The sequence below is a fragment of the Salinilacihabitans rarus genome (genome assembly GCF_024296665.1).
GTDB lineage: Archaea > Halobacteriota > Halobacteria > Halobacteriales > Natrialbaceae > Salinilacihabitans > Salinilacihabitans rarus.
The window spans coordinates 2,579,167-2,593,112 of record NZ_CP100762.1 but is presented as its reverse complement, the minus strand read 5'-3'; the positions used below and the strand labels follow the sequence as shown (position 1 = coordinate 2,593,112).

The window sequence follows — 13,946 nt, the reverse complement described above, 5'->3', positions numbered from 1 at the left end:
CTACCGGATCTCGCCGTAGGTGCGCACCAGATCCCCGTCGACGTACCGCCGTTGCTCGAAGCCGAGCGCGTTACACACCAGCGTGTGGCCCATGAACGAGACGGCGTAGTCGGCCATCCCGAACGGGTGCAGGACGGTCTGCTGGGCCGGCGGGAGCACGGAGCCGAGGACGACGACCTCCGCGTCGCCGTCGGCGGCCGCGAGCGTCCCGGCGCCGACGCCGGTGCCGACCGGGGCCGGCCAGCCGTCGACGACGTCCCACTCGGTGAGGGTGCCGGCGACGGAGCCGCCGGCGGCCTCGAAGGCGTCGCGGTCGACGACCGTCGCCGGCTGGTCGACCCACGTCGTGTAGCCGAGCTGCGAGCCCTTCCATATCTCCCGCTGTCGAGGCCTGACGCCCGCGAGCAGCGGGTGCTCGAAGTCCCGGTCGTCGAGGTTGGCGAACCACATCTCGATCTCGTCGACGTCGTCGGTTCCGATCGCGGCGGCCTCCCCCACGTCGAGTTCGGCGAGCAGGTTCACGCCGGCGTCGGTGAGCACGAGGTCGCCGCCGGCCTCGACGAACGCCTCGATCGCCGCGACGTACGCCGGGTCGTCGACCCCCTCGTCGTGGGAGACGACGAGTTTGTCGTAGCGGCGCTCGCCCGAGTTCCCGCGCAACAGGCGACCGATCCGGACGTCGTGGACCCGCAGACCGTCTATCTCGCCGTCCTCGAGGTGCGGTTCGAGGTCGGCGAAAAACTGCATCGGGTCGACGGTGTACTCGCGCTGCTCGTAGCCGAGCACCGCCTCCGGGTCCGGGTACTCGTCGGCGTCGAGCACCGTCAGGTCGGCCTCGATCTCGGCGTCGGCCTCGACCTCGACCTCCCACCGGCCCGCCGCGGGTCGGCGGACGAACCAGCCCTCGAAGTCGTGGGGCCGGCCCGGCGCGTCGGTCTCGGGAGCCGCCCGCTCGGCGAGGTCGACCTCGTGGACGACGGTCCCGTCGGGGTTCCTGACGCGGACGACGCCGTCGGTCGCGCCGGCGACGCCGGCGAGGTGGATCGACAGCGAGTGGGAGGCGTCGGTGGCCGCCACGTCGACGCTCGCCCGGCCGTCGGGGCCCGGCTGGACGACGTCGTGGCGGCGCCGGACCTCCGCGGCGCGGTCCCGACCGGGGCCGTCGCCCTCTCCGGGTCGCTCGTCGGTGTACGGGAGGTCGGCCGACGACCGCGTGAGCGCGTCGGTCGTGACGTAGGCGGTGTCCCGCCCGCCGGTCGCGACGGTCGCGTTCGTCTCCGCGGCGGTCATCCGGGCGAACTCGCGCATCGAGATGCGGTAGGCCCTGACGAGGTGGCGCTCGACGTAGGGTTTCCACTCGATTACGGCCTCCGGGAAGTGGTTCGCGCGGACGATCTCGGGGGCGACCGTGACGGCGCCGAGGCCGCCGAACGCCTCGGGTTGGCCGGCCCAGCCGAGGAACGCGCCGGTCACCTGGTAGGCAAGCGAGTCGTAGATGGTGCCCCAGTCGAAGAGGCCGCCGTAGCTGTCGCCGTCCGGGACGAACGGGAAGCCGTACATCTCCTCGCCGGACCGGGCGAGGTCGTCCGCGAGCGCGTCGACGTCGCCCCACTCCTCGCGCATCCCCTCGCCGATGCGGACGTTGACCTCGTCGAGGTCGTGGGTCCCGTCGTGGTCGAACGGCGCGTTCGTCTCGAGGTTGAACACCACGTGGTCCGCGACGTACATCCCGTGGTAGTCACAGAGGTACTCGACGTTCTCGTACCCCCGGAAGTGGTCGACGATCGCCAGCGCGTCCGGGACGACGTCCGCGTATCCCAGCCCCTCCTCCTCGTAGCCGGGCCGTACCTCGGGGGTGTCCTCGGGTTCGGCGGGCCAGAACGCGGGGTCGACCCACCCCATCGTCGGGTACTGCCGGTTGGTGTCGACGCCGGAGGCGTTCCCGCGCCGGAAGTTGGTCCGGGTCTCGCCGTAGGTGATCTCGTACTGGGGCTCGCGCGAGACCCAGCCGTCGGGGTTCGTGAACACGAAGACGACCGCGACGTCGTCGAGCAGTCCCGCGAAGTCGTCGGCCTCGCCCCGCGCGAGGTCTTCGAGGAGTCGACAGCCGGCCTCGACGCCGGCGCGCTCGTCGCCGTGGATCGACAGCGAGAAGACGACCTTCTCCTTCGCGGCGAACGACGCCTCGTCGCGGACGTCGGTCGCGACGTCGACGACGTAGATCTCCTGCGGGTCGGGGTCCGCCCCGGTGTACCGGTTGGGCCACCCCGGCGACCCGTCGAGGGCGTGGACGCGCACGCGGTCGGGGTAGGTCTCTTCGAGGTGGTCGAGCGCCCGCGCGGTCTCCCGGTAGGAGACGAAGTCCCGGGCCTCCTCGACCGGCGGGAAGACGCCGTCGGCGTATGGGTCGTCGAGTGTCCACCACGGGTTCGCGCCCGGCGAGAAGTCCATCAGTTCGACGCCGTCCATTTCGAGGACGTCCACGACCTCGTCGGCGGTGAGGTGGGCGTGTGCGGCCGGCGTCGGCGACTCGCGGGTCACCGCCTTCGGCGCCCGCGACAGGTCGGGGTCCGGGTCCGCCGCGTACTCGTCGGCGAACGCGGCGAGCGCGTCCCGGTCGGCGAACTCGACGACGGTCGGCGCCTCGTACTCGTCCGGCGTGTGGTTGACGACGAACGCGTACTCGTCGGTCAACGGTTCGCCGTCGACGGCCGCGGTCGCGCTCCCGGGCAGGGCGAGCGCGGCGCCCGTCGCCGCCGAGAGGGCGAGGAACCTCCGACGGTCGACGGGGCTGTCCGCGAAGTCGGCGTCGCGCACCTCGTCGGGGTCGACTCTCGCCCCGTCGGCGCGTGCGGTACGGTCGGTCGGTCTGGCGTGGTCCGGGCTGCGTGCCATTGTCTGTCGTGGGAGGGACGTCCCACGACCGGGGACCACAATGATTCCGAATAAATACCCTCAGGAACGAGAGAAAGTAGCTGGGAGACGTACGTTTAGGTATTCGGCCGTAGTAGAGCGAAACTCCGGAGAATCGGTGTTCGCCCGGCGGCCGTCGAAGACGGGTCGGTAACCGGAGGCGGTCGGCGCGCCCGTCGGTCACGGAACGGGCGTTCAGAACTCGTGTTCTACGTCATCCTCGTCGGCTTTCTGGATGATGATCTTGCCGTCTCGGACGCGGACGAAGACCTCGTCGCCGATATCCATCCCCGCGACTGCGAGTTCGTCCTCGTGGAGGTTCAGGTGGACGTTGTGGTAGTTGCCGTCCTCGTCTTTCGCACCGCTTGGACTCAGCTTCTTTTTCCGTACCATCGCGGGACTCTACCTCGACCTTCGCCGTAGGATATACTTAAGTGTTTTCTACGGCACATCGACCGACAACGTCCCTTACAGGTCGCTTCGGGCGTCGTCGGCCGACGCGCCTCGACGTCGTCGTCCACTGCTGGCGTGTGGTGGTGAGGCGAACGCACTTAAAGATACCGACGCTGTCGGTCGGTTTTTGGGGATATCTTTATGTCGGACCATGTGCTCGATTGGCACGGAGGGCGAAAACCATGGTACGTGAAGACGGTAAGCGGAACTTCGCACTGCGCGATTCGAACGGCGAGGAAGACAGCGTCTTCTCGGGCAACACGCCGAGGCAGGCGGCCCTGAAGGCGGCCCGTCGGCTCGACCCCGGCCCGAGCGAGGACGCGGCCGACCGGATCGAACTCCGACTCCGCGAGAAGGGGACGGACAAGGTCCACATCTACGACGGCTGGGCGTGGGAGGAGACCGCGCCGGACGACAAGCCCGACTGGATGCCCGACCAGATCACCGAGGCGAACGTCTCGAAGAAAGGCATCGAGCACCTCGACGAGTAGCGGGCGACCCCCGTCTCCGACCCGAGACGTGAGACGCGAAGCCGAGTCGCGGCGTCGCGGCCAGCGTCGCCGCTCTCGACGCGTTTTTGTCCCGCTGCCCGCTACGGGGTGGCATGATCGCAGTCACCCTCGGACCCGAGGGGACCTACTCCCACCGGGCGGCCCGCGCCGTCGCCGACGAGATCGAGTTCCGCCAGTCGGTGACCTCGATCGTCGACGCCGTCGCCGGCGGCGAGTACGACCGCGGGGTCGTCCCGATCGAGAACAGCATCGAGGGGAGCGTCACCGAGAGCCTCGACGCCGTCGCCGAGTACGACGTCGCCGTCGTCCGCGAGATCGTCACCCCGATCAGGCACGCGCTGCTCGCCCAGAACGAGGCGTTCGAGACGATCGCCAGCCACTCGCAGGCACTCGCGCAGTGTCGCGCCTACCTCGAACGCGAGTACCCCGACGCGGCCCTCGAAGCGGTCGCCAGCACCGCCCAGGGGGTCGAGTACGCCCGCGAGGACCCGTCGGTCGCGGGGATCGGCCACCCCGACAACGCCGACGACGACCTCCGCGTGCTCGCCGAGGACATTCAGGACCGGTCGTCGAACGCCACCCGCTTCTTCGCGCTCGCGCCGGCCGACGAGCGCTCGAAGGCCGGCGGGAAGACCTCGCTCGTCGTCTACCCGAACGCGAACTACCCCGGCCTGCTGCTCGAGTTGCTCCAGCCGTTCGCCGACCGCGACGTCAACCTGACCCGCGTCGAGTCCCGCCCGAGCGGCGAGCGCCTCGGCGACTACGTCTTCCACGTCGACGTCGCCGCGGGGCTGTACGAGCGTCGCACGCAGGAGGCGATCGCCGACCTCGAAGAACTCGCCGCGAACGGCTGGGTGCGTCGGCTGGGTTCGTACGACACCGAACACGTCGTCGACTGACGGCCGCGGGGAGTTCTCACCGAAACGACTTTTTGACTCCGACTGGACGCGTACCGACGGATGGAACCCCTGTTCGACCCGGAGCGCTTACGCGACGTCGCGGACGACGTTCGGCTGTTCGTGGAGTGAGCGAGCCGAGACTGTCGCGGGCCCCGAAAGCCGTTTCCGGCCGCCCGAAGTACGGACCCGCATGGCACTCGATCCGGGCGACCCCGCGCCGGCGGTGACCGCGCCCAATCAGGACGGCGAGGCCGTGACCCCCTCGTTCGACGGGCCGACGGTCGTCTACTTCTACCCGAGAGACGAGACGCCGGGCTGTACGACCGAGGCCCGCCAGTTCCAGCGGGAACTCGGGAGCTACCGCGAGGCCGGCGTCGACGTCTACGGCGTCTCGACCGACGACGTCGACTCCCACCGGTCGTTTTGCGACGCCGAGGGGCTGGCGTTCGACCTGCTGGCCGACCCGGACGGCGAGGTGCTCGAAGCGTTCGACCTCGAACCGCGCCGCGGCGGCGCCGCCCCGCGGACGACGTTCCTCCTCGCCGACGGCGAGGTGAAGGCGGTCTACGAGGGCGTCGACCCCGACGGCCACGCCCGCGAGGTGCTGCGCGACGCGCTGGAGGCGGGACTCGCGAGTTTGCCGGAGTGAGCGGCCGCGTCGGGCCGGCCGGGTTCGCGGAACCGCCGCGTTCTGTCGTTCGCCGACGGGCAGATTTTATCCCCTTCGGACCCGTACGCGAGAGTATGCGACGCAACCCGTTCGACGAGTTAGAGGACGTGCTGGACCGCGTGACCCGACAGGTCGAGGAGGGAATGAACGCCGGCACCGGCTTCCCCGTACCGGGGTCGGTGGCCGTCGACGTGGTCGACGCCGGCAAGGAGTACGTCGTGACCGCCGACCTGCCGGGGTACGACACCGACGAGATCGACCTGACGCTGTCGGAGGGCGTACTGCGGCTGGACGCGAGCCGCGAGGAGGACGTCTCGGTCGAGGAGGCCCACTACCTCCGGCGCGAGCGCACGCGCCGGTCGGTCGACCGGCGGATCCGCCTGCCCGAACCGGTCGAGGAGGAGTCGGTGACCGCGGGGTACGAGGACGGCGTGCTGACGGTCCGCCTGCCGAAAGTCGACGAGGGCGAGGACTCGAAGCACATCGACATCGAGTGATCGCCGGCCGCTTCGCCGAGAGCGCGCCGTGGCGTGGCGGACTGTCAATGTGGTAGCGCTTTTATCCGTCCGCCACAACGACGAGCCATGAGCTACGACCCGCAGGAACTCGAGTCCGAGTGGCGCGCGCGCTGGGCCGAGTCGGGGCGGTACGAGGCCGACCCCGACGGCCGAGACCCGAGCGAAGCGACGTTCGTGACGGTGCCGTATCCCTACCCGAGCGGGGGAATGCACATCGGACACGCACGTACGTACACCGTCCCGGACGTGTACGCGCGATACCGCCGCCAGCGAGGGGATACCGTCCTCTTCCCGATCGCCTGGCACGTCACCGGCACGCCGATCATCGGTGCCGTCGAGCGGCTCAAGAAGGGGGAAGAGGAACAGCTGTCGGTCCTACGGGACACCTACAACGTCCCCGAGGACACCCTCGAGGACCTCGAGACGCCGATGGGGTACGCCCGCCACTTCATCGAGGAACACTACAAGAAGGGGATGCGCCGGCTGGGACTGTCGATCGACTGGCGTCGCGAGTTCACCACGAACGACGAGCGCTACTCGCGGTTCATCACCTGGCAGTACGAGACGCTGCGAGAACGCGGGCTGCTCGAGAGGGGCCTGCACCCGGTCAACTACTGTACGAACGAGCAACAGCCGGTCACGACCCACGATCTGCTCGAGGGCGAGGACGCGGAGTTCCAGGAGTACACGCTGATCGAGTTCGAGGATGCGGAGGGAACGGTCTACCCGATGGCCACCCTCCGGCCCGAGACGGTCCGCGGGGTCACCAACGCCTACGTCGACCCCGACGCGACGTACGCCCGCGCGACCGTAGACGGCGAGGAGTGGATCGTCGCCGAGACGGCGACCGAGAAGTTCGACCTGCAGGCCCGCGACGTCGACGTCGAAGAGACGTTCGAGGGCGCCGAACTGGTCGGCGAGTACGTCACGAACCCCGTCACCGACGAGGAGATTCTCGTCATCCCGGCAGACTTCGTCGACACGGACAACGCGACCGGGGTCGTGATGTCCGTCCCGGCCCACTCGCCCGACGACTGGGTCGCCCTCGAGGAGGCCAAAGAGCGCGCAGACGACCTCGCCGAGTACGGCGTCGACCCCGCCGAGGTCCGCGCGATCGAACCCCACGCGATCCTCACCATCGAGGGCTACGGCGAGTTCCCCGCGAGAGACGCCGTCGAGGAACACGGGGTCACGTGCTCGAGCGATCCCGCACTCGAACACGCGACCCAGGAACTGTACAACCGCGAGTTCCACCAGGGGGAACTCATCGAGGAGTACGGCGAGTTCGCCGGCGACGTCATCGCGGACGTCCGCGACGAACTCAAAGAACACTACCGGAGGAAGGGCGCGTTCGACGCGATGTACGACTTCGCCGAGGAGGTCGTCTGTCGCTGTGGCGGCGACGTCGAGGTCGCCGAACAGGAGACGTGGTTCCTGCGGTACAACGACGAGGAGTGGAGCGAGAAGGTTCTGCGGGCCGTAGAGAACCTCGACGCGATTCCCGAGACGACTCGCGAGCAGTACGTCCACACCGTCGACTGGCTCGAGGAGTGGCCCTGCATCCGAAACTACGGGCTGGGGACGGACCTCCCGTGGGACGAGGACTTCGTCATCGAACCGCTCTCGGACTCGACGATCTACATGGCCTACTACACCATCGCTCACCGGCTCGAAGACGTCCCGCCGGAGGCGATGGATCGGGACTTCTTCGACGCGCTATTCTACGGCGAGGACGCGGTGGACGACCCCGACGAGCGCGCGCTGGAACTGCGCGAGGAGTGGGAGTACTGGTATCCCGTCGACTACCGCTGCTCGGCGAACGACCTGATCTCGAACCACCTGACGTTCTTCCTCTACCACCACGCCGAACTCTTCGACGAGGAGAGGTGGCCAGAGGGGATCACCAGCATGGGGATGGGCCTGCTCGAGGGCGAGAAGATGAGTTCCTCGAAGGGCCACGTCGTCTTGCCCGACGAAGCCATCGAGGAGTACGGCGCCGACACCGTGCGCTTTTTCCTGCTGAACAGTTCGGAGCCGTGGCAGGACTTCGACTGGCGCGCGGAGGAGGTCGGCGCGACCCGCGACCAGCTAGAACGGTTCTGGAACCGCGCGATCGACGTCATCGAGGGACCCGACGGTGAGCGGGACCTCGGGACGATCGACCGCTGGCTGCTCGCCCAACTACAGGAAACCGTCCGGGACGTGACGGACGCGATGGACCGATTCGAAACCCGGACCGCCAGCCAGCACGCCTTCTACCGGTTCGAGGAGCACCTGAAGTGGTACCGCCGACGGACCGACCTCGACCGGCCGGGCGCTCGCTGGACGCTCCGGACCGTCCTCGAGACCCGGCTGCGGCTGCTTGCCCCGTTCGTTCCGTTCATGGCCAACGAACTCCACGAGCGCCTGATCGGCGAACCCGCCGAGGACGTCCCCTGGCCCGAACCCGTCCCCGAGTTCGAGGACCCGACCGTCCTCGCCCAGGAGGGACTGGTCGAGGACGTCCGAGACGACGTCCGGGACATCGTCGAGGTCACCGGCACCGATCCCGAGACGATCCGCCTGTACGTCGCGGCCGACTGGAAGCGCGACGTCCTCGACACCGTAATCGACGTCGGGCCGAATCAGGGACGTGTGATGGGCGAAGTGATGCAAAACGAGGCGCTGCGCGAGCGGGGCGACGCCGTCAACGACCTCGTCGGCGACCTCGTCTCGGTCGTCCGCGAGCGCGATGCGGAGACCATCGAGACTCTGTCCGGGATCGACGAACGGGCGGTCTACGAGGTGGCCGCCGACTTCCTCGCCAGCGAGTTCGGCGCCGACGTCGAGGTCTACGCGGAGGACGGGAATCCGGTCGATCCCGACGACAAGGCAGGTCAGGCCCGGCCGTTCCGGCCGGCGATTCACCTCGAGTAACGACCGCCGTCGAGCGGCCAGAACGTCCGAGCCCCGACGGTGGCAGTCGGTCGTGTTCCTCGTCGCGCGTCGGCCGTGCTCTCGCTGACGTCGCCGAGGGAGGGTCGCCCGAACTGTAAGCGAGAGCGCCGACGCGGAACGAGCGAAGATGCGAAGGTATACGGCTCCCTCGGGCGCACTGGTACACAAATGAGTCAACGGGGATACGACCACGCGAGGGTCGAACGACGCTGGCAGGAGGCGTGGGACGACGCGGACGTCTATCGAACGCCCGACGACGTCGACGATCCGACGTACGTCCTCGGGATGTACCCGTACCCCTCGGGCAAACTCCACATGGGGCACGTCCGCAACTACACGATCACGGACGCGTACGCCCGCTACCGGCGGATGCGCGGCGACGAGGTGCTCCACCCGATGGGGTGGGACGCGTTCGGCCTCCCCGCCGAGAACGCGGCCAAGGAGCGCGACACCAACCCACGGGACTGGACGTTCGACTGCATCGAGACGATGCGCGAGCAGATGGACGCGATGGGCTTTGGCTACGACTGGGAGCGGGAGGTCACCACCTGCACCCCCGACTACTACCGGTGGAACCAGTGGCTGTTCCGCCGGTTCCACGAGGCGGGCCTCGTGGAACGGCGCGACGCCGAGGTCAACTGGTGTCCCCACTGCGAGACCGTCCTCGCCGACGAGCAGGTCGAGGGCGAGGCCGAACTGTGCTGGCGCTGTGACACGCCCGTCGAGACGCGCGAACTCGACCAGTGGTTCCTGAAGATCACCGAGTACGCGGACGAACTGCTGGAAGCGATCGACGACCTGGAGGGGTGGCCCAACTCGGTGCGCCAGATGCAGCGCAACTGGATCGGCCGGCAGGAGGGGACGGAACTCGAATTTAGCGTGGAGGGCTACGGCGAGGTCGAGGCCTTCACCACCCGCGTCGACACCATCTACGGCGCAACCTTCTTCGCGCTCGCGCCGGACCACCCGATCAGCGAGGACCTCGCGGCGGAAGACGAGGCGGTTCGCCACTTCGTCGAGCACGAGGCCGACCCCGAGGGCGACGAACCCGAGGGGGTCGAGACCGGCCTGACCGCCACCAACCCCGTCACCGGCGAGGAGATTCCCGTCTACGTGGCGGACTTCGTCCTCTCGGACGTCGGGACCGGCGCGCTGATGGGCGTCCCCGGCCACGACGACCGGGACCACGTCTTCGCCTCGAAGATGGGCGAGGACGTCGTCCCCGTGATCGCGCCCGAACCCGAGGACTGGGACGGCGAGACCGTCCCCGAGGCCCCGGACGTCAGCGAGGGGGCGTTCACCGACGACGGCGTGCTCGTCAACTCCGGGGACTACTCCGGGCTGGACAGCGAGACCGCTCGCGAGCGGATCACCGAGGACGTCGAGGGCGCCGAACACGCCACCCAGTACCAGCTTCGCGACTGGGGCATCTCCCGCCAGCGCTACTGGGGGACGCCGATCCCGGTCGTCCACTGCGAGGACTGCGGCCCGGTGCTGGTCCCCGAGGAGGACCTGCCGGTCGAACTGCCGGCGTTCATCAACACCACCGGCAACCCGCTGGACGCCGCCGAGGAGTGGAAGGAGACGACCTGTCCCGACTGCGGCGCCGACGCGACCCGCGAGACGGACACGATGGACACGTTCGTCGACTCCTCGTGGTACTTCCTGCGGTACGTCTCGCCGGACCTCGAGGACGCACCCTTCGACCGCGAGCGCGCGAACGACTGGATGCCGGTCGACCAGTACGTCGGCGGCATCGAGCACGCCGTGATGCACCTGCTGTACGCGCGGTTCTTCACGAAGGTGCTCGCCGACCACGAGGGCCTCGACCACCGCGAGCCGTTTACCAACCTGCTGGCCCAGGGGATGGTCCAGCTAGAAGGCGAGAAGATGTCGAAGTCGAAGGGCAACGTCGTCTCGCCCCAGCGGATCGTCGAGGAGTACGGCGCCGACACGGCGCGGCTGTTCATGATGCAGGCCGCCCAGCCCGAACGGGACTTCGACTGGAGCGAGGAGGGGGTCCGCTCGACGAACGCCTACCTCGCGCGGCTGAAGGAGCTGGTCGAGGAGTTCGTCGCGAGCGCGGCGCGTGGCGCCGCGGAAGACGCGAGCGGCGATCAGCCGCGAGCGGACGAGCCCGACGGCGAGTACGACGCCGTCGCGGGCTACGTCGACGACGAGATCGACGCGACGGTCGCCATCGCCACCGACGAGTACGACGACCTGACGTTCAACCGGGCGCTGCGGGAGACCCAGGACCTGACCCGGACGCTGCGCCAGTACGCCGACTACACCGAACCCCACGCCGAGACGTTCGAGCGCGGGCTGTCGGCCGTCGTGCGCCTGCTCGCGCCGGTCGCGCCCCACCTCGCCGAGGACCTGTACGACGACCTCGGCGACGACGGTTTCGTCGTCGACGCCGCGTGGCCGACCGCCGACGTCGACCGCGACCGCGTCGAGAAACGCCGGAAACTGGTCGAGAACACCCGCGCCGACGTCCGCCAGATCGTCGACGTCGCCGGCATCGAGGACCCGAAGGGGATCGACGTCGTCGTCGCCCCCGACTGGAAGTACGACGCCCTCGAAATCGCGATCGAGAGCGACGCCGACAACCTGATCGGCGAGTTGATGCAGGTGTCTCACATCCGCGAGCAGGGTGACGCCGCCGCAAACTACGGGCAGGACCTGCAGGCCGAACGCGAGGCGCTGTCGATGACGCTCGGCCCCGAAGCGGAGTACGACGCCCTCGAAGCCGCCGCGTGGCTGCTCGAACGCGAGTTCGGCGCGCCGGTGCGGGTCGTCCGCGCCGCCGCGGTCGACGACGAGAGCGTCCTGAAGAACGCGGAGCCGGGTCGGCCCGCGATCGAGATCGAGGACTGAACTGCGGTCGCCGGCTCTCGTCGATCGTCGAGCCCCGAACCGCGCCGGGAGCGTCACGGCTCCTGACAGTCGCCTGTCTACTTTATCCGGCGTCGCCGCGTACGAGTGGTATGAGCGCGGACGACGACGAATCGGGATCCGAACGAACGCTGCGAACCGTCACGCCGTCGTACCACGGCCGCCCCGACCGGGAGATGACCCTGATCGGCTGGGCGTACTTCCTCGGCCTGCTGATCGTCCTGCTCCCGTTGCTCCCGTTCGCGATCATCCTGTGGCTCGTCAGCCGGTTGCTGGACGCGGTCGCGGACTCCGGCGAGGAAGCATGAGCCGGCGCGAAGCGACCGAACGCGAGCGTCGCCGCCGCGGCCGCCGGTCGGGCCCCGAGACGCCGTGGTTACCCTTCCCGTTCTCGATGACCTGGCGCGACGGGGCCTTCTTCCACTGGCCGGTCGACCCCGACCGACTCCGCCCGCACGTCCCGGCCCCGCTCGACCTCGAGACCCGCGACGGGCGGGCGTGGCTCAGCGTCGTCCCGTTCGTCCTCGCCCGGACGGGCCTCCGGGGTTCGCCGCCGGCCGCCCGGCTGACGTTCCCCGAGGTGAACCTCCGGACGTACGTCACCTGCGGTGGGCTCTCCGGGCTCTACTTCTTCAGTATCGACCTCGACGGGCCGCTGCTGGCGACCGCGGCCCGGTACGCGACCGGCGTCCCCTGCTTTCACGCCCGCCAGCGGGTGGCCCGCGTCGACGACCGGATCGCCTTCGCGAGCGCCCGCCGCGAGGGCGACCGCCCCGCGGCGTTCGAGGCCGTCTACCGGCCCCGCGGGGCGGCCAGCCGCGCCGATCACGACTCGCTTGCGGGCTGGCTGGTCGAGCGCCGGCGGACGTTCGTCCCCCGCGGCGGCCGCGTCTACGTCGCCGAAATCTCCCACGACCCCTGGCCGCTGAAGCGGGCCGACGCGACGATCGAGGCGAACGACCTGTTCGCGGCCGCCGACCTCCCGACGCCGTCGGGGGACCCTCGCGTCTCCTACTGCGACCGCCTCGAGATCACGGGGTCGGTGCTCCGGCGGTTCGACCCGTGGTGATCGGCGCTTACTGGACGCCCGTGTCGATCATGCCGAACTCGTAGCCGGCCCCGTCCTCGCGGGCGTTCTCGTAGGTGACGTGGGCGGCCGCGACGTCCTGGATCGCCAGCCCGGTCGAGTCGAAGACGGTGACGCCCGTGTCGGCCGTCCGGCCGTCCCGCTCGCCGACGACGATCTCGCCGATCTCGCCGTAGATGTCCTCGTCGCCGAGGACGCCCTCGCCGTAGGGGACGTTGACCTCGCCGGAGTGGGTACACTGCTCGTGGTCGTCGATGACGACCGTCGCCGACAGCAGGAGGTCGTCGGCGAGTTCGTGTTTGCCCTCGGCGTCGGCGCCCATCGCGTTGACGTGGGTGTGCTCGCCGACGTCGTCCGGGCCGACGATGGGGTCCTCGACGGGCGTCACCGTCGAGAGCACGTCACAGCCCCCCGCCTCCGAGATGGAGCCGTCGCGGACGTCGAACTCGTCGCCGTAGGCGTCGATAAAGCGCTGGACGCGCTCGTCGTCGACGTCGCTGACGACGACCTCCTCGATGGGCCGGACCTCGGCGATGGCCTCCAGTTGCGTGTACGACTGGACGCCGGCGCCGACGAGTCCCAGGCTGGTGGCGTCCTCGACGGCGAGGTGGTCGGTGGCGACCGCGGCGGCGGCGCCGGTGCGTTTCATCGTCAGCGCCGTCCCGTCCATGATCGCGAGCGGGAACGCCGTCTCGGGATCGGAGTAGACCATCGTCCCCATGACGGTCGGCAGGTCGTGGTCGGCGGGGTTGTTCGGGTGGACGTTCACCCACTTGATCCCGGCCGCGTCCCACTCGCCGGCGTCCATGTACGACGGCATCGACCGGAAGTCCCCGTCGTACTGGGGCAGGTCGATGTAGGACTTCGGCGGCATCTGGGCGTCGCCGCGCTCGTAGGCCGCGAAGGCCTCCTCGACCGCGCGGATCACGTCCGGGAGCCGCGCGTTCTCGTCGACCTCGTCGCTGTCCAGGAGCAGCGTTTCCATAGCCGCGAATATTGCGGGGCAGGACTTAGTTCATGCTATGCACGTCTCCGGGGACGGAGCCGTCGCCGGCCGGC

11 protein-coding genes are annotated in these 13,946 nt (G+C 69.3%); 8 read left to right on the top strand and 3 right to left on the bottom strand.

The window, feature by feature from the left end; translation table 11 throughout:
* Both NKG98_RS13540 and NKG98_RS13535 read right to left on the bottom strand, forming a co-directional pair.
* Complete coding sequence (locus tag NKG98_RS13540; protein ID WP_254766448.1) at window positions 1–2,895, bottom strand: M14 family metallopeptidase; 2,895 nt, start codon at window positions 2,893–2,895, stop codon at window positions 1–3.
* Window positions 2,896–3,108: 213 nt separating this feature from the next.
* Window positions 3,109–3,306 carry a hypothetical protein gene (locus tag NKG98_RS13535; protein WP_004215684.1) on the bottom strand — a complete coding sequence of 66 codons (198 nt, stop codon included), beginning with the start codon at window positions 3,304–3,306 and terminating at the stop codon, window positions 3,109–3,111.
* 242 nt (window positions 3,307–3,548) lie between these two features.
* Here NKG98_RS13535 and NKG98_RS13530 point away from each other — a divergent pair, with 242 nt between their 5' ends.
* The 8 genes from NKG98_RS13530 (at window position 3,549) to NKG98_RS13495 (ending at window position 12,869) form a co-directional block, all read left to right on the top strand.
* Complete coding sequence (locus NKG98_RS13530; RefSeq protein WP_254766447.1) at window positions 3,549–3,857, top strand: non-histone chromosomal MC1 family protein; 309 nt, start codon at window positions 3,549–3,551, stop codon at window positions 3,855–3,857.
* Window positions 3,858–3,970: 113 nt separating this feature from the next.
* Entirely contained in the window at window positions 3,971–4,777 is an 807-nt protein-coding gene (pheA, locus tag NKG98_RS13525) for a prephenate dehydratase (protein ID WP_254766446.1), read from the top strand.
* A 190-nt stretch (window positions 4,778–4,967) separates the two neighbouring features.
* Window positions 4,968–5,426, top strand: a complete 459-nt coding sequence (locus NKG98_RS13520) for a peroxiredoxin (RefSeq protein ID WP_254766445.1) — start codon at window positions 4,968–4,970, stop codon at window positions 5,424–5,426.
* Between the two features lie 95 nt (window positions 5,427–5,521).
* Entirely contained in the window at window positions 5,522–5,944 is a 423-nt protein-coding gene (locus tag NKG98_RS13515) for an Hsp20/alpha crystallin family protein (RefSeq protein WP_254766444.1), read from the top strand.
* An 87-nt stretch (window positions 5,945–6,031) separates the two neighbouring features.
* Window positions 6,032–8,881, top strand: a complete 2,850-nt coding sequence (gene leuS, locus NKG98_RS13510) for a leucine--tRNA ligase (RefSeq protein ID WP_254766443.1) — start codon at window positions 6,032–6,034, stop codon at window positions 8,879–8,881.
* A gap of 189 nt (window positions 8,882–9,070) precedes the next feature.
* Complete coding sequence (gene leuS / locus NKG98_RS13505; protein WP_254766442.1) at window positions 9,071–11,782, top strand: leucine--tRNA ligase; 2,712 nt, start codon at window positions 9,071–9,073, stop codon at window positions 11,780–11,782.
* A 110-nt stretch (window positions 11,783–11,892) separates the two neighbouring features.
* Window positions 11,893–12,108, top strand: coding sequence for a DUF7535 family protein (locus NKG98_RS13500; protein ID WP_254766441.1), 216 nt, complete (start codon window positions 11,893–11,895; stop codon window positions 12,106–12,108).
* On the top strand, window positions 12,105–12,869 hold the full coding sequence (locus tag NKG98_RS13495) for a YqjF family protein (protein WP_254766440.1): 765 nt from the start codon (window positions 12,105–12,107) through the stop codon (window positions 12,867–12,869). The genes NKG98_RS13500 and NKG98_RS13495 overlap by 4 nt, the downstream gene beginning before the upstream one ends.
* Window positions 12,870–12,876: 7 nt before the next feature.
* Here the strand turns inward: NKG98_RS13495 and NKG98_RS13490 are convergent, their stop codons facing one another.
* Window positions 12,877–13,872 carry an ornithine cyclodeaminase family protein gene (locus NKG98_RS13490; protein WP_254766439.1) on the bottom strand — a complete coding sequence of 332 codons (996 nt, stop codon included), beginning with the start codon at window positions 13,870–13,872 and terminating at the stop codon, window positions 12,877–12,879.
* Window positions 13,873–13,946 lie beyond the last annotated feature (74 nt).